General features: G+C 40.6%; 16 protein-coding genes. 4 read left to right on the forward strand and 12 right to left on the reverse strand.

Features of this window, described 5'->3' with window-relative positions; translation table 11 throughout:
• Positions 1–48: 48 nt before the first annotated feature.
• From FWJ32_RS06335 to glmS, 8 genes are all read right to left on the reverse strand, one after another.
• Entirely contained in the window at positions 49–267 is a 219-nt protein-coding gene (locus FWJ32_RS06335) for a zinc ribbon domain-containing protein (RefSeq protein ID WP_094549752.1), read from the reverse strand.
• A 156-nt stretch (positions 268–423) separates the two neighbouring features.
• On the reverse strand, positions 424–720 hold the full coding sequence (locus FWJ32_RS06340; RefSeq protein WP_203227612.1) for a hypothetical protein: 297 nt from the start codon (positions 718–720) through the stop codon (positions 424–426).
• A gap of 80 nt (positions 721–800) precedes the next feature.
• On the reverse strand, positions 801–1,292 hold the full coding sequence (locus FWJ32_RS06345; RefSeq protein WP_149545126.1) for a Csac_0668 family 2Fe-2S cluster-binding (seleno)protein: 492 nt from the start codon (positions 1,290–1,292) through the stop codon (positions 801–803).
• Positions 1,293–1,447: 155 nt separating this feature from the next.
• On the reverse strand, positions 1,448–2,293 hold the full coding sequence (locus tag FWJ32_RS06350; RefSeq protein ID WP_149545127.1) for a hypothetical protein: 846 nt from the start codon (positions 2,291–2,293) through the stop codon (positions 1,448–1,450).
• A 230-nt stretch (positions 2,294–2,523) separates the two neighbouring features.
• Complete coding sequence (locus FWJ32_RS06355; RefSeq protein ID WP_203227613.1) at positions 2,524–3,021, reverse strand: LysE family transporter; 498 nt, start codon at positions 3,019–3,021, stop codon at positions 2,524–2,526.
• A 53-nt stretch (positions 3,022–3,074) separates the two neighbouring features.
• Entirely contained in the window at positions 3,075–3,662 is a 588-nt protein-coding gene (locus FWJ32_RS06360) for an MBL fold metallo-hydrolase (protein WP_149545128.1), read from the reverse strand.
• Positions 3,663–3,809: 147 nt separating this feature from the next.
• On the reverse strand, positions 3,810–4,337 hold the full coding sequence (locus tag FWJ32_RS06365; protein WP_149545129.1) for a GNAT family N-acetyltransferase: 528 nt from the start codon (positions 4,335–4,337) through the stop codon (positions 3,810–3,812).
• A gap of 786 nt (positions 4,338–5,123) precedes the next feature.
• On the reverse strand, positions 5,124–6,947 hold the full coding sequence (gene glmS / locus FWJ32_RS06370; protein WP_149545130.1) for a glutamine--fructose-6-phosphate transaminase (isomerizing): 1,824 nt from the start codon (positions 6,945–6,947) through the stop codon (positions 5,124–5,126).
• A gap of 378 nt (positions 6,948–7,325) precedes the next feature.
• Between glmS and dpsA the strand changes: the two genes are divergently transcribed.
• From dpsA to FWJ32_RS06385, 3 genes are read left to right on the forward strand one after another with little or no spacing between them, the layout of a single operon-like run.
• The gene (gene dpsA / locus FWJ32_RS06375) at positions 7,326–8,195 is read left to right on the forward strand and encodes a dipicolinate synthase subunit DpsA (protein ID WP_162523540.1); all 870 of its coding nucleotides are present in this window, start codon (positions 7,326–7,328) and stop codon (positions 8,193–8,195) included.
• Positions 8,196–8,208: 13 nt separating this feature from the next.
• The gene (locus FWJ32_RS06380; protein ID WP_149545132.1) at positions 8,209–8,793 is read left to right on the forward strand and encodes a dipicolinate synthase subunit B; all 585 of its coding nucleotides are present in this window, start codon (positions 8,209–8,211) and stop codon (positions 8,791–8,793) included.
• 9 nt (positions 8,794–8,802) lie between these two features.
• Positions 8,803–9,987 carry an aspartate kinase gene (locus FWJ32_RS06385; RefSeq protein WP_149545133.1) on the forward strand — a complete coding sequence of 395 codons (1,185 nt, stop codon included), beginning with the start codon at positions 8,803–8,805 and terminating at the stop codon, positions 9,985–9,987.
• A gap of 81 nt (positions 9,988–10,068) precedes the next feature.
• Here FWJ32_RS06385 and FWJ32_RS06390 read toward each other — a convergent pair whose 3' ends face one another.
• Positions 10,069–10,830: a serine hydrolase gene (locus FWJ32_RS06390; RefSeq protein WP_149545134.1), complete on the reverse strand. Its 762-nt coding sequence runs from the start codon at positions 10,828–10,830 to the stop codon at positions 10,069–10,071.
• A gap of 2 nt (positions 10,831–10,832) precedes the next feature.
• Positions 10,833–12,176, reverse strand: coding sequence for a phosphoglucosamine mutase (gene glmM / locus FWJ32_RS06395; RefSeq protein ID WP_149545135.1), 1,344 nt, complete (start codon positions 12,174–12,176; stop codon positions 10,833–10,835).
• 168 nt (positions 12,177–12,344) lie between these two features.
• On the opposite strand from glmM, the gene FWJ32_RS06400 reads away from it, so the two are divergent.
• A complete protein-coding gene (locus FWJ32_RS06400) occupies positions 12,345–13,388 on the forward strand; it encodes a coiled-coil domain-containing protein (RefSeq protein ID WP_203227614.1) in 1,044 nt (347 codons plus the stop codon).
• Here FWJ32_RS06400 and argH read toward each other — a convergent pair.
• Together argH and FWJ32_RS06410 are read right to left on the reverse strand one after the other, a co-directional pair.
• Positions 13,378–14,772 carry an argininosuccinate lyase gene (argH, locus tag FWJ32_RS06405; protein ID WP_149545137.1) on the reverse strand — a complete coding sequence of 465 codons (1,395 nt, stop codon included), beginning with the start codon at positions 14,770–14,772 and terminating at the stop codon, positions 13,378–13,380. The genes FWJ32_RS06400 and argH overlap by 11 nt on opposite strands.
• Positions 14,769–15,986 (reverse strand): argininosuccinate synthase, encoded by a 1,218-nt coding sequence (locus FWJ32_RS06410; protein WP_149545138.1) that lies wholly within the window; start codon positions 15,984–15,986, stop codon positions 14,769–14,771. The genes argH and FWJ32_RS06410 overlap by 4 nt, the downstream gene beginning before the upstream one ends.
• Positions 15,987–16,004: the final 18 nt, after the last annotated feature.

The raw sequence follows: 16,004 nt of genomic DNA on the forward strand, positions 1-16,004 counted from the left end.
GCACCATAAACACATGAAATAAACATTACATAACATTAAAGAATTACTTTACCAGTCATTCCATTCATCAAAGCCTTCCCTTGCACCTGTAAAGAAAAACTCTGTATGCCTGCATTTAGGGCAGACATATACGTCAAAAGTCAAATGCTCTTCAATATCAAATAAGGCTCCCAATATTCCCCTATTATTATCCTGGGAATCAAAGCGGTATTCTTTCAGATACTTCATTTGCTCTTTACACCTTAAACACTCAAACTGCTTTTCCATTTTAAATTAAACTCCTTCCGCTTTATTCTCATTAAAATTATTCTATTCTTTAATTATAATATAAAATGCTTATATCCGTGCTATTTCACAGTTATATTTTTATTTGACGTGTAAAGAGTAGCATATGTTTCATTCATCCTAACGTCTAAGAGTGCTTTATCCAATATAATTCCCCATGCCCTTCTTCAAATCATCAATATTTCTATAGTAACAATCTATAAAAGTATCATTAATACTATCTTCACTATTTTCAATACAAAGATTTATTCTGTAAAATATATCAAGCCGCTCATCAAAACCTTTATCAATTTGCACACCATTAAAAATTAAAGTTTCCAATACTGTAAAGCAAAAACCCATTCCTTTTAATTTCTTTACAATTTGCAGTGTACAAGACATTTCTCCTGTTAACTGACCTATTTTTCTTGCTTCTTCATGCATATCAATTCCCATATGCCTTTTTCCTCCCTAAAGTTTACAAGCCGCAATATATAGCAATATATAAAAAATGCAGTACTAAATATTAACTGCACTTATTTCATGGATAGCCCTTTATCTATGGCCTTCTGAATTATTTTATGACAGCATTTCCCTAAGGGGTTATTCTTTTCACATTGGCTGTTTTTCATCGCCCCTGTAATTTCTATAATATCTTTAACGGTTTTTGCACCATTTTTTATTACGGCATTTATTACTTGTTCCTCTGTAACCTTGCTGCAGTAGCAGGCATATTTGGGATTAGCGTCTTTTTTAAACCATATAGGCACTTTCACTTGCTGCTTATTAAACTCAACACCTGATTCTGGATTATAATAAACAATATCACATTCTTCATTCATGCATATATAATAATCTGTATCTGTGACCAATTCTGTCAGCGTATCATCTACCAAATGCTTTACTGTAATATTTTTTACTTTTACTCCTGGTGTTTTACACACAGGACATGTATTGTCATCCTCTATTTTATGAGATGATTCTATTTTACCTCTACAACAGGATTTATTTAATATTTCATTTGTCATTTTATATTTCCCCCGAAATAAATACGATAAATCATTTTTTGTCTTATATGTATATTTCTTGCTTCGAATTTAATAAATAATGTGTAATAAAATATAACCAATGAAATCCTTCTATTTTACATCGATATTAACTATTTGCATTTTCTGAATACTTGCTATTTGCTGCGAGCCAAAATCATGAGGGAATAAACTTCCTCATAAATATAGACTCCTATCGTTACAGATATGATGTCTGCCATAGTTCTTATGATTAAATCAGCAATATCTGATTCGAACACCAAAGTAATGAAAAAATTGAAAAGAAAAAGGTTAATTCCAAAGACTATAATGCCAAAAAATAGTGATTTCACCATCGGAGATTCTATCTTAATGCCTTGTCTGAGAAATAAATACAAAACCCCTATCCAGATACCTGATGCAACTGCCCATATCATTGTTCCTAACGGATTGGTAGTAAAAGAGGAATAAATATGAACTATACTATAACAAAATACTCTCAGTACCAGGAAGCATACAGGTATTGCCATTAACGGTACAATGTTAAGATTAATGTATACTTTCCCTGACAATTGGGAATCTACAGCAACAAATTTTCCTAACAGCAATCCTAAAAATACAAGTGATATTCCATCCACTATTGGATAAGCAAAAAGTTCGGTCAGTGATGTGCTTGAAACGTGAGGTAAAGGCTCAAATAAGTATATACACCACATCATGCAGAATAAAAAACCGAACATTAAACCTTTTTTAATCTTTGTTCCTGGTAGACGACCCTGTATTATGACGAATACTACCGCTAATAAAAAATAGGTTATTAGTGCATAAATCGTAAAAGAGGGGATTAATAATCCTGCTTTGACGATTGCACTCGGAGGAAAAGGATTATTACCGCTTGAAGGAATAAAAGCCTGCAGTATCAATCTAAATATTGTTGCTGATAATGCTACTAAAAATAGCGTCAACCATCTTTTCTTGTTAATTTCAAAAAGCATTGATTTCATAGAGTTTGACCTCCAGTTTAAATTTTAAATCTATTACGAGGTAATAGCATTTTTTTCATCAGGTCCACCTTGAAATTATATCATCAGGTTCGAAGCATTTTCCAGCCGCTGCCGACAAAATAGATTGAAAATACTATAATAAATATGCCTAACAATAAAATAGTCCAGCGATATACAGTATCACTTATCAGTTTCTTCCCTCTGGAAAATGCCGTAGAAATTGCTGAATACTACACAAAGTCGGATAAAACATGTCCGATGAAAAAGAAAAATACACCAATTAAACCTGAAGTATAAGACTGGCGTATTGATTCCATCCCTGTTGATGCCCACCAGAGAATGAAGTAAGGATTAGTAGCGCTTACAAGTGCTCCTGCCAATACAAGATTTCTCTTTCCTGCGCTATTTCCTGCTCTTTGGTTCTCCAGAGAAACTGACTTATTTATGCCGGACTTTATCATTCCATACCCCATCCATGCAAGAAAAGCCCCGCCAAATAATCCGATAAATCCTGCAACTGTCGGATTAGAGAAGAAATCTTTAAGCCCGAATGTCATGATGACAATTAATATAAGTTCCAGGATTCCATGTCCTAATACTGTCAAAGGGCCTGCTGTCCACCCTTTTTTAAGACTGCCGTCAATTGTGACCCCCAACATAGGCCCAGGCATCAATGCTCCTGAAAAGCCTATTAAAAAAGCGCTGATGAAGATTCCCCACAAAACCACTTTAATTAACCTTTCTTTTAGCCAAAATATCTTACTATCAATATCGGTGTACACTAAATTATTGTGTACGGGTTTCCATGACCTGGAAATATTTTTGTTATTTTATAATCCTTTATTAATTTCCAACTGTTTTTGATTGTTTGGTCGTTATAGGCTTCCATAAGACTGAATTCCGGAAGGTCGCCTGTGAATGCACAACATCCATCAATAATGAGGCTTATGCTATCATCTGTATGACCAGGCGTTTGGATTATTTCCCCTTCTATTCCAATACTTTTGAGGAAGTCTCTACTTTCTTTGCTGGAAATTACGATATTACCCTCAGGTAGATTATCTGTAAAATTAAATTGATTATTCTTTTTGTAAAAGTTGTTTAAATTGTCTACAAAAGCAACCTGACATTCATGTAAAATTAATCTTACTCCTAAATTCTTTAAGTCTTGAGCAATCCCAGCATGGTCCGGATGGAAATGTGTTACAATTAAATATTTGATATAACTTATTTTGATATTATGCTGATTCAATAAGTTCATAAGCCGATAAAGAGTACCAGGAAAATCAGTATCTATCATTATCCAACCGCAACTGGATTCAAGGAGATAACAATTTGTCCTTTTACAAATTAAGTTCAGTATTTTCATCTATACTCACCTCGAAGGTTTAATCATCGTACTCATATATATGTATATCATTATTAGCAGTATTTTTTATGAAGATTTTATTCCGTATAATAATACAGTTTAGACACAAAAAATGAAGAAGGCGAACTAATTTTAATCTTTATAAATTTAATCACAAAACTTCAATCTCATAACATTTACTATATGAGTCTTTGCTGTAAATTCCATATCAACTTCATTAATCTTTCTGTATCCTAAACCAGACCAAAATTTAATTCCCTTATAGTTTTCTTGAATTACACCTATTCTAAAAGATTTTGCACCTAAATTAATTGCCCATTCACTTAATACTTTATGTACAATTTTTCCTATTCCTCTACCTCTTTCATCTGGGTCAATAAGCATTAGTCCAAGCATCCACTCTCCAACAGTTGGAAAGTCTCTTACAATATCAACTATACCTACTAATTTATTATCAAACGTGAATATTCCTAAAACAAATTTATCTCCATAACTTTTATTTGGAGGCAAAACCATGAATATTCCATTTACATCTTCTATAGACGGTAACACCCCATCATGCAAAATATAATAATCAGAACATTTCTCACATAATTTCTCAACAATCTTGCAATCATCTGTGCAAAGGGATTTAACCCTATAACCATTTACTAAATTAAAATTGATAGTTTGCATCAAATGTTTCCACCCTTCTGACCAATTCTGAAGTAAATTATTTCGCCATATAATACTATTATGACCTTAATATAACATAACTTCGTTTTCAATTAAACAAGTTTTGCTCCTTTTGATAGTATATTGTAATTATTCTTCTATCATTAGAAGAAATGGGCTTTTAACCTTTAACTATAATTATGCGATTAAAATCTTAACATAACTTTATTATCTATTTGACACGACTTTATTATTTTTAACATAAGTTTTTTATCTCTGACACAACTTTTTTATTTTCCTTCTTATCTCTTAACCCTTTTTAGAATAAAACTTAATCCTAACTATGTATACACATAAAAAACTCATGTCAAACCTCCACCCCCCTCAAGCCCTTGCCCCTTCTCGCCTTAACCCCATTTTCCTATTTCTTTCCAGATAAAAAAGTCATGTCAAAAATCACCCTATTTCCTTGCTCCTATCTCCTATTTTCTTCCTATTTTTAGCCTCATTTTAGATAAAAAAGTCGTGTCAGGAATAGGGAAAAGTTTTAAGGGAAAAGGGGAAAGTTTTAATCAATATCTTTCATCAATACTCCCTTCAAATCCTTTAAAATCAATATGTTCACCCTTATCCCCTATACCTTAACCCTACTCATCCTAAAACAAAAATCATGGCTACAATAAGGTTTTCTACCCTATTTTCACCATGACTTTTAACATGACTTTTTTATTTTTAACACGACTTTTTTATTCGTGACACGAGTTTTTTGGGGTTATACAACAACAACAATTGCATCTCTGATTTTATTTATTCTACTGTTACGCTCTTAGCAAGGTTTCTTGGCTTATCTACATCGCAGCCTCTTGCTACTGCCATGTAATATGCAAGGAGCTGAAGCGGTACTACGGTGATGATGGGCATGATGTAGTCGCTTGCCGTGGGGAGCATTATCATTTCGTCGGAGGCGTCATTAAATATTTCATTGTCGCCTTTAGTGACGGTGATGATATAGCCCCCTCTGGTCTTTGTCTCTTCTATATTGCTTAGCGTCTTTTCATACAGGGCCTTCTGGGTGGCTACGGCTATTATCAGTGTGCCGTCTTCCACAAGGGCAAGGGTACCATGTTTGAGTTCTCCTGCTGGGTAGGCTTCGGAGTGTATATAGGATACCTCTTTAAGTTTTAGCGAGCCTTCCATAGAGACTGCATAGTCAAGGCCTCGACCAAGATAGAAGACATCCTTTACGTTATAGTGTTCATCGGCTATCCTCTGTATCCTGTCCTGCTCGTCCAGTATCTTCTGAACCTTATCCGGGATGGCAGTGAGCTCCGCCTGTAGTTCCCTCACAAACTTCATATCCAAGGTGCCTCTCTTGAGTCCTATATATCCGCCCAGCATGTATAGTGCTGCAAGCTGGGTTATATATGCTTTTGTGGATGCCACAGCTATCTCAGGCCCGGCCCATGTGTACAGCACATAGTCGGACTCTCTGGCTACGGTACTGCCGAGGACATTGGTTATGGCAAACACCTTTGAACCTTTGCTTTTAGCCTCTCTTATTGCAGCTATGGTGTCGGCTGTCTCACCTGACTGGCTTATTACTATGGTGAGGACATTTTTATCTACCAATGGGTCTCTGTAGCGGAATTCCGATGCTATATCCGTTACTGTAGGTATCTTTATATACCTTTCATAGAATTCTTTTGCTACGAGACCAGCATGATATGCCGTGCCGCAGGCCACAATCTGTATACTTTTGAGGCCCTTTATATATCCCTCATCAAGACTGATGTCATCGAGATGGAAACCATCCTCTGTTATCCTTCCCCTAAGGGTGTCCCTTATAGCCCTTGGCTGTTCGTTTATCTCTTTTAACATGAAATGCCTGTATCCGCCCTTTTCAGCGGCACTGATGTCCCAGTCTATATGAGTGACGGGTTTCTCTATCTCTCTGCCATAGTAGTCATAGAAAGTGACCCTATCCTTTGTCAGAACAGCTATATCCCTGTCTGCCATTATCACCACATTCCTGGTGTATGGTAAAAGGGCTGGTATGTCAGAGGCTATTAGGTTTTCGCCTTCTCCCAGACCAACAATGAGCGGGCTATCCTTTCTGACTGCCACTATTTTATCAGGCTCATTTTTAGACAATACACCCAACGCATACGAGCCTTCAATTCTTGAGACAAGCTTTAAAACTGCTTGCAGCACATCCCCTTCATAGTAGTAGTCTAAGAGATGGGATATTACCTCTGTATCGGTGTCAGAAATAAATTCATAGCCCAATCCCTTGAGCCAATTTTTCAGCTCTAAATAATTTTCAATTATGCCATTGTGGACGACAGCAAGGCTTCCATCCTTATTTAGATGGGGATGAGCATTTATATCGGAAGGCTCTCCGTGGGTGGCCCACCGGGTATGCCCTATGCCCACTTTCCCTTTGAGAGGGGTATCCATTACCTTTTCCTCAAGGACTGAAAGCCTGCCTTTCGTCTTAACAACATTTATATTTTCACCATCGTATACCGCAACACCTGCGGAATCATATCCTCTATACTCAAGTCTTTTAAGACCGGAAATCAAAATATCAGTGACATCCTTTTCGCCAATATATCCAACAATGCCGCACATTTTCTATCTCTCCCTTGAAATATTGGACCACCTGGCCCGGTTTGTGCCTGCGTTTCCACAGGTTTTGTCGGACCTTTAACGGCAGTGGTTTGCCGCAGGGCACCCGCCTATAACTCGATAAACCCTGACCTCGTAAGCCATGTAAGGCCCAGGCGCTTTATTAGTTTTTTTATCAGTCTTATCTACTTATCCCCCCCTTTTATAAAAATAGTTGCAACCGTGACAATTACCCCCATATATCCCTCCTCTCAATTGACATTACATTAACTATTATATTCCTTACAGGCAAAAAATGAAATACCCAGATTATGCGGATGGACATACACAATTGATGTGGGAAGCCATAATATGAAATTAGTTACAGGAGGTGGGTTCCCAATGAGCCTTAAAAGGATAGCAGTTGTAGGTGGCGATAAAAGATTATCTGAGCTTGCTGCATTGTATGCCAGCGATGGTACCTATGTCAGCACTTATGGTGTGCACGTTTCTAAAGAGAGTGATTTTATATTTTCCTTTCCCAGTATAACCGATGCGCTTCAGGATGTGAATATATGCATAGGGCCAATCCCTTTTTCTAAGGATGGCAAAAACATATTTATTGAGTCAGGAAAGCCACTTCTTATCGATGAGTTTTTAAATGCCATTCCAAAAAATATACCATTATTTGCGGGCAGCATATCTGCTGATGTGCATAACAAGATAGATGAGTATGGTATCCGCATATTTGACCTCATGGACAGAGAGGAATTTGCTGTGCTGAATGCCATTGCCACTGCTGAGGGGACGGTGGAAATAGCCTTGAGAGAGATGCCTATCACCATAAATGAGAGCCTATGTCTGGTGCTGGGATACGGCAGAATAGGCAGGATTGTTTCCTCTCTTCTTAAAAGTATGGGGGCCAACGTATGGGTTGAGGCACGAAAACCATCGGATTATGCCTGGATAAGGGCACGGGGGATGAATACGCTTCCCCTTTCCCAGCTTCAAAATTTCATGACGTATCCAGATCTTATTATTAATACCGTACCTGCAAAGATACTGGACGGAAACCTTATAAGATACATTCATAAAGACACACTGATAATTGATATAGCTTCCGCCCCTGGTGGAGTGGATTTTGCTGCATGTAAGCAGTACGGAATAAAAGCCATTCATGCTTTAGGACTTCCGGGCAAGATCGCACCACGGTCGGCCGCTACCTATATCAAAGATACAATTAAAAACATATTATATGAATTAAATTTTTAGGGGGGTAATTTCAATGGATGTGATAGACCTCAGGATAGGTTTTGCTCTTACAGGGTCTTACTGTACCTTTGACAAGGTACTGCCTGAGATTGAAAAGTTGGTTTCTAAGGGCTCCGATGTGACGACCATACTATCGGAGAATACTTCCAGGACAGACACCCGTTTTGGAAAGGCTGACGAACTGATTGAAAAGCTTACCGCAATAACCGGTAAAAAGCCCATTATGAGTATGGCAGAAGCGGAGCCAATCGGACCTAAAAAACTTTTTGACTGCATAGTGGTGGCACCATGCACGGGAAATACCCTGGCCAAACTGGCCAATTCCATCACCGACACTACCGTGCTTATGGCCTGCAAGGCACATCTGAGAAACTTGAGGCCTGTGGTGATTGCAGTATCTAGCAATGATGGCCTCGGTATGAATGCCATGAACCTTGGCAGACTTCTGAATGTGAAAAACATATATTTTGTCCCCTTTGCCCAGGATGACCCCCTGGGCAAACCCAGATCAATAGTTGCAAGGATGGAGTTGATTGAGGCAACCATCATTGAGGCTTTAAACGGCAGACAACTGCAACCTATCATCATGGCAAGGTAGGCGTTATATATGACAAATGGTAAAATACTGGTCCAGAAGTTTGGTGGTACCTCAGTTGTATCAAGGGATCTATGCGTCAAAAGAGTTGCTGACGCTGTAAACAGCGGTTACATGCCGGTAGTGGTTGTATCTGCCATGGGCCGCAATGGGGACCCGTATGCAACCGATACATTGATAAGACTGGCTGAAGAAACATGCGATGATGTGCCATCAAGGGACTTAGACCTGATCATGTCCTGCGGCGAGGTAATATCCAGTGTGGTTATGGCAGGCTGTCTGAGGAGAGCTGGATTTAAAGCTATTGCTCTCACAGGCGGCCAGGCCGGCGTCCTGACCGACGACAATTTTGGCAATGCCGGTGTCATAATGGTAATACCTGATAATCTCCTTGCACTGTTGAGCGAAGGATATATCCCTGTAGTTACTGGATTTATTGGTATTACCTCAGATGGAGAGACCACAACTCTGGGAAGAGGCGGAAGCGATATAACGGCTTCGTTGCTTGGTGAAGCATTGAAGGCCGAAAAGGTGGAAATATATACCGATGTAGACGGTATATTTACTGCAGACCCGCGGATAGTGCCTGAGGCAAAGGTATTAAAGACTGCCAACTATTTAGATATTTTAAGGCTGGCCAGACGGGGTACAAAGGTGATACATCCTAAATCTGTAGAGATAGCCATGAGGGCAAATATCCCTCTGATAGTAAAAAACATCAGGGGAGATGATGAAGGCACAACCATAACCTGCGGGTCCTTATGCAAGGAGGTCGTGGGCATATCTCACATGACTTCGCTAACCCGCATAGACCTTACCCTGTCTGACAATAGAAAGCAACTCTATAGTGAGATATTCAATGAGCTGGAGGAAAGGAATATTTGTCTCGAAACTATAGATATTTTACCATTTAATTTAATATTTACAGTAAGAGAAAGGGATGTGGAAAAGTTAAAAGATATTCTTATAGAATATGATATAGGGTGTAATACCATTGAAAACTGCAGCAGGGTATCCATGATTACAGGTGTACAGAGAGGGAATGATAATTTGCTTACCAGAATGGTTAAAACGTTAATGAATAAACGTATAGAGCCCATACAGACTCAGGACCATGGCGATGCTGTAACGTGCCTTGTAAAAAAGGAGGATACAGAAAAGGCAGTCCTTGCCCTCCATGCAGCATTCGTAGTATAACCCTTGGTGTATTTATATGGCTATAACATGTGATAAAGGCCCTGCACAGGGTCTCCCTTCCTGATGCAGGGCTGACTTATTTCAGGATACGATGATTTTAGCCAATCCTTTTATATAGTCTATGCCTTCATAGTCATTTTTAAAACCCGAAGTCATCACACACACTATCACATCATCTTCCTGACTGAATATGATACCGCAGTCATGTTCATATCCTTCCAATGAACCGGTCTTATGGGCAACCTTATACCTCTTTGGAAGGTAATAGTCCATGACATTGAACCTCTGGGCCTTTAGTATATCGGTCATCTCACGGGATGCTAAATAGTTTACTACATCCCCATCATACAGCTTTTCAAAGAAAAGTCCCATATCCAAAACAGTGGTAAGATTCTCTATGCCCGCTGCCCTGGCTGCAGAGTCCATCATGTACCGTCTTAAGACTGTGTCCTTCATACCCAGCTTCTCGATTTCATCGTTTATTCTGTCCATGCCGAGATAGTCTATGAGTATATTGGCTGCGGTATTATCGCTTACAGTTATCATAAGATATGTAAGGTCACGTATGGAATACTCTATATCTGCATGCAGATCCTTTATCACACCACTCCCGGCGACTATCTGCTCTCTTCTGGGTTTTAATTTCTGTTCCATATCCAACCTGTCATCATAGGCCAGATCATATATGCAGGCCATCATCGGGAGCTTGATAAGGCTGGCAGATGGCATAACCCTGGTCTCCTTATGCTTAAACTCAAAATCTCCCCTCATTGATTTGATGTATATGGATGCATCTATGTCACTATCCTGGATGTATTTTTCAATGTCCTCTCTTTTTAACATTTTCAGGAAAGCCGTTCTTCAATCAGCCTGGCCAGGCCCTCGGCTTCCCTCTTCACCTCCTCCAAATTATCTCCCTCTATCATGACCCTGACCAGTGGTTCCGTACCTGAAGGCCTTATTACCACCCTACCCCTGTCATCAAAATGTGCTTCTATCCTCCTGATTTCGCTCAATATAACCTCATCTTCAACATAGAATTCCTTTTTGTTATTTGCAACCCTGGCATTGACGAGCACCTGTGGAAAATCAGGTACCATACCAGCCAGCTCCGAAAGGGTTCTCCCTCTCCTCTTTAATGCCCCTAAAAGCTTCATGGCAGTAATCAGGCCATCACCCGTTGTGGAGGATTCTAAAAATATTATGTGCCCCGACTGTTCACCGCCAATGGAATAGCCATGTCTTTTCATCTCTTCGAGGACGTATCTGTCCCCTACCCTTGTCCGGATGAGCTTAATGCCATGTTCTTTCAATGCCACCTCCAGCCCAAGGTTGCTCATAACAGTGGCCACAACAGTATCCTTACTTAAAAGCCCCCTCTCTTTCAGGTCTAAACCACATATGGCCATTATCCTGTCGCCGTTTACCTCATTCCCTTTTTCATCAACAGCTATAAGCCGGTCGGCATCGCCATCAAAGGCCAGGCCGATGTCAGCCCCGGTCTCTCTCACGTATTCCTGCAACGCCTCAATATGGGTAGAGCCGCACCCATGGTTTATATTAAACCCTGTGGGGACATTGTTTATCACCCTAACCTCAGCACCCAGTGTCCTGAAAAGCGCTGGTGCCACCCTGTAGCTTGCCCCATTGGCACTGTCTATGGCAATCTTCATACCTTTAATGTCTAGTTCTTCCACACTCTTCAAGAAATCTATGTACACCTCTTCAGCATCTTTCATGTCATACCTTCTGCCGATTTCCATGCCTGTTGGTCTGCAGCACCCGTTTTTCTCCAGCCCGGCCTCTATGTCGTCCTCAACCTCATCGGGGAGCTTAAACCCGTCCCCATTGAAAAACTTAATACCATTAAACTCCATAGGATTGTGAGAGGCCGAAATGACAGCCCCCGCATCCGCCCCATAGTGCCTGGTAAGGTATGCCACTGCCGGTGTAGGTATTACGCCCAAGTAATAGACATCTCCACCACCTGCCATAATGCCGGCCATAAGTGCTGCCTCCAGCATATCTCCCGATACCCTTGTATCCCTTCCTACTGCTATGGCCGGTTTTTTATCATTTTCCTTCTTTAATGTATATGTAACGGTCTCCCCCAGCTTATACGCCAGCTCTAAAGAGAGCTCATCATTTGCCACTCCTCTAACACCATCTGTTCCAAATAGTCTCCCCATATAATACCCCTTTCGTCAAATATCTGCTAAAATTATAGCATATATTCAGTAAAAAAATAAGATCCCGCACCCTGCTCTTCATCTGGCATGTGCTTTTATCACAGCAAAAAAATCTACATGAAGGATTTTCAGGATATTTGTGGTATTTATTATGTGGGTGATATTATGTTGAGGAAACTATATCTCACAGTTTTGATTATCTCAGTTTTGCTTTTTTCGATACCCGTATATGTTTACTCATCTCCAGAGAACATTGCCCAGGAAATTATATCTCTCGAGATATCCCTTTCATCCAGTCAAAAAAAACTGGAGGACCTTAACATGGATATTGAAGCGATAAATAGAGAGATAAAATCTTTAAAAGAAGAAGAGAAGGGCATAGACGCCAATATGAGTGTCAGCAGGGATAAGCTGAGATACTGGTACAGATTTTTATATATAGACGGAAACATAAGCCTGCTTGAGGTAATACTAAACTCCGAGGACATGTCAGATCTTTTTAGCCGTATATATTACATAGAGAGCATACAAGGGTATTACCTTGACTTTTTAAACAGGTTGAAATCCCTTAAAGCAGATAAAGAGCGCCTTTCTTCAGACCTTGCATCAAAACGGAAAGAGCTCGAGTCTACCAGGAATGACCTGCAGTCTACTATAGATAACATTCAAAAACTGCTCTCAGAAAAACAAAGGTTATATCAGATGGCCCTTACCGACGAAAATGTAAAAGAGCAGATAGAACAGGGTGAAAGCCTGCTGCAGAGGTTTGAGTCGTTAACCTATCTGATGTCTCATCTATCCGACCTGCCATGGAAAAACATCGTGCCATCCTCTGTAACGGTAAACTCCAAGCTTAACGGTGCATCGGCCGTCATTGATGAAAAGTCTATTGAGGATATCATACGCAGTGATGAAATGTTGAAAGAGATGGACCTGCATCTGACCGGGACCGGCTTTGTCATTGAGGGGCCATCATCAGATAAGCTCTCAAACTTTAGCCTGGAGGGCGAGATGAGGCTTACCAACAGCAGTGCCATAGACTTCATCCCCGACAGGCTTACCTTAGGCGGCATTATTATACAGAACGATGAAATGAAAAAAATACTAAGCTCTACAGAGCTTCGCCTTACACTCCCGCCACTCCCCTTTGGCCTTAAGGTAGAGTCCATCGAGCTGAACGAGGGATATATTACGCTGAACCTTATACGATAAACATGTTTCTCTCTACTTTCAGCCATTCCTCTTCAATCTTCATGGCCTCTTCTACCATCTCTCGAGACGTGGAGCCGATAGTGAGTTTTCTGTTTATGGAGTTACCTATATCTATGGCAATATACACGTCGTCTGAAAAAACGTCAGAAAACTCTTTGAGTTCCTCAAGGCTCAGTTCGTCCAGTGCCTTCCCCTTTTCCTCACAGTATCTGATTACATTCCCCACAATCCCATGGGCCATACGGAATGGAATCCCCTTTTCTGCTAAATAGTCCGCCATGTCAGTGGCGTTGAGATAGCCTTCCTTACATGCCATAAACATATTTTCACCGTTCACCTTTATGGTGGATATCACCCTTTCCAGTATGGATATGCACATCTTCACTGTATCCACAGCATCAAAGGTAGGCTCTTTGTCCTCCTGCATGTCCTTGTTATATGCCAGTGGCAATCCCTTCATGGTTGTCAAAAGAGACATGAGGTCGCCATATACCCTGCCCGTCTTACCCCTTACAAGTTCAAGCGAATCAGGATTTTTCTTCTGCGGCATCATGCTGCTACCTGTTGAATACGCCTCATCTATTTCGATAAAGTTGAATTCCTTTGTACACCAGAGGACAAGCTCTTCAGATATCCTGGACATGTGCATCATGGTAAGCGCACAATTGAAGATTGTCTCCAGGCAAAAGTCCCTGTTGGAGACAGCATCCATGCTGTTCAATGATATGTCTTTAAAGCCAAGAACCTCAGCCTCGTATTCCCTATCAAGCGGAAAGGTACTCCCGGCCAATGCCCCGGACCCTAAAGGCATGATGTCAATCCTCTCTAATGTATCCTTAAAGCGCATATAATCCCTTTTGAACATTTCAAAGTATGCCATAAAGTAATGGGCCAGGAGTATAGGCTGTGCCCTCTGAAGATGGGTATAACCTGGCAGAATAATGTCTTCATACTTTCTCGCATTATCCATAATGGCTTCTAAAAGACTTATGAGCTGTGCTGATATAACCCTTATCTCTTTTTTCACATACATAACCATGTCCGTGGCTACCTGGTCGTTTCTGCTCCTTCCGGTATGGAGTTTATAGGCCGTATCCCCTATCCTTTCATACAAAAGGGACTCTACTAAGGAGTGGACATCCTCATAGCTATTATCCACCTTAATTTTCCCAAATTCAAACTCCTTATATATCTCATTTAAGGAGCATATCACCTTATTGAGTTCATCCTCCCCCAGTATCCCCGCTTTCTTAAGGGCATAGGCCTGGCCGATGCTCCCCTCTATATCCTCTTTAAAAAGCCTTATATCAAAATTTATGGAGGAATTAAACTCCTCCATAAGTCTATCCTCTTCTTTTATAAATCTACCACCCCAGAGCTTCATACAGCCAGCTCCTTACCCGCATTCTTTTTCTCCACCATGGCTCCGATTTTAAGCGGCAGGCCAAAGAGGTTGATAAAACCATCTGCGTCCCTCTGATTGTATACCTCATCCTCACCAAACGTAGCATAGTCTTTGTCATAGAGCGAATATGGGGAGTATGAGCCCGCCATGATTACATTGCCCTTATACAGCTTCAGTTTTACCATTCCTGTCACATTCTCCTGGGTCTTATCCACAAATGCGTCCAACGCCTTCTTTAAAGGAGAAAACCATAGGCCATTGTATACCAGCTCAGCATACTTCTGAGCTACATACCCTTTAAAGTGATACGTGTCCTTATCCAGACAGAGGTGCTCTAAAGCCTCATGGGCCTTGTATAGCAGTGTCCCGCCGGGTGTTTCATATACACCTCTTGACTTCATACCCACCAGTCTGTTTTCAACCACATCTACAATGCCCACCCCATGCCTTCCACCTATCTCGTTTAACTTTTCTATAAGTCCCAATGGACTGTATTTCTTTCCGTTTACACTTACCGGTACGCCCCTTTCAAACTCCAGTATAACATACTCAGGCTCATCAGGGGTTTCATCCAGTTTTGCCGTCATCTCATACATATCAGGATTATGCTCATTCCATGGGTCCTCTAAATCACCGCCCTCATGACTCAGGTGCCAGATATTTCTATCCATACTGTATATCTTGTCCTTCGTGGCTGTCACCTTTACACCCTTTTTAACCGCATAGTCTATCTCATCTTCCCTGGACTTAAGTTCCCATATCCTCCATGGAGCTATTATCTTCATATTGGGGTCCAGCGCCTTTATAGAGACCTCAAACCTTACCTGGTCATTACCCTTACCGGTAGCTCCATGGGCTATGGCCGTAGCACCCTCCTTATGCGCAACCTCTACAAGTTTTTTGGCTATAAGAGGCCTTGCAAAGGATGTGCCTAATAAATATTCATTTTCATAAATCGCTCCGGCCTTCATGGTAGGGTATATATATTCCTTCACAAGCTCTTCTTTGGCATCAATGATGTAAACCTTGCTGGCCCCGGAGTTTATACCCTTTTCCTTGAGGCCTGTGAGCTCTTCCCCCTGGCCCACGTCCACACACACCGCTATGATTTCACACTCATAGTTATCCTTAAGCCATGGTATTATTACCGATGTATCCAGCCCACCAGAATACGCAAGTACAATCTTTTCCATAAACAAAACCTCCAGTTA

Origin of the sequence: Calorimonas adulescens (genome assembly GCF_008274215.1) — a bacterium.
Classification (GTDB): domain Bacteria; phylum Bacillota; class Thermoanaerobacteria; order Thermoanaerobacterales; family UBA4877; genus Calorimonas; species Calorimonas adulescens.

What these genes read in the sequence shown, in the direction of transcription:
- FWJ32_RS06335 (WP_094549752.1), bottom strand. Translation starts at nt 267, where the DNA reads ATGGAAAAGCAGTTTGAGTGTTTAAGGTGTAAAGAGCAAATGAAGTAT.
- FWJ32_RS06340 (WP_203227612.1), bottom strand. Translation starts at nt 720, where the DNA reads ATGGGAATTGATATGCATGAAGAAGCAAGAAAAATAGGTCAGTTAACA.
- FWJ32_RS06345 (WP_149545126.1), bottom strand. Translation starts at nt 1,292, where the DNA reads ATGACAAATGAAATATTAAATAAATCCTGTTGTAGAGGTAAAATAGAA.
- FWJ32_RS06350 (WP_149545127.1), bottom strand. Translation starts at nt 2,293, where the DNA reads ATGAAATCAATGCTTTTTGAAATTAACAAGAAAAGATGGTTGACGCTA.
- FWJ32_RS06360 (WP_149545128.1), bottom strand. Translation starts at nt 3,662, where the DNA reads ATGAAAATACTGAACTTAATTTGTAAAAGGACAAATTGTTATCTCCTT.
- FWJ32_RS06365 (WP_149545129.1), bottom strand. Translation starts at nt 4,337, where the DNA reads ATGCAAACTATCAATTTTAATTTAGTAAATGGTTATAGGGTTAAATCC.
- glmS (WP_149545130.1), bottom strand. Translation starts at nt 6,947, where the DNA reads ATGTGCGGCATTGTTGGATATATTGGCGAAAAGGATGTCACTGATATT.
- dpsA (WP_162523540.1), top strand. Translation starts at nt 7,326, where the DNA reads ATGAGCCTTAAAAGGATAGCAGTTGTAGGTGGCGATAAAAGATTATCT.
- FWJ32_RS06380 (WP_149545132.1), top strand. Translation starts at nt 8,209, where the DNA reads ATGGATGTGATAGACCTCAGGATAGGTTTTGCTCTTACAGGGTCTTAC.
- FWJ32_RS06385 (WP_149545133.1), top strand. Translation starts at nt 8,803, where the DNA reads ATGACAAATGGTAAAATACTGGTCCAGAAGTTTGGTGGTACCTCAGTT.
- FWJ32_RS06390 (WP_149545134.1), bottom strand. Translation starts at nt 10,830, where the DNA reads ATGTTAAAAAGAGAGGACATTGAAAAATACATCCAGGATAGTGACATA.
- glmM (WP_149545135.1), bottom strand. Translation starts at nt 12,176, where the DNA reads ATGGGGAGACTATTTGGAACAGATGGTGTTAGAGGAGTGGCAAATGAT.
- argH (WP_149545137.1), bottom strand. Translation starts at nt 14,772, where the DNA reads ATGAAGCTCTGGGGTGGTAGATTTATAAAAGAAGAGGATAGACTTATG.
- FWJ32_RS06410 (WP_149545138.1), bottom strand. Translation starts at nt 15,986, where the DNA reads ATGGAAAAGATTGTACTTGCGTATTCTGGTGGGCTGGATACATCGGTA.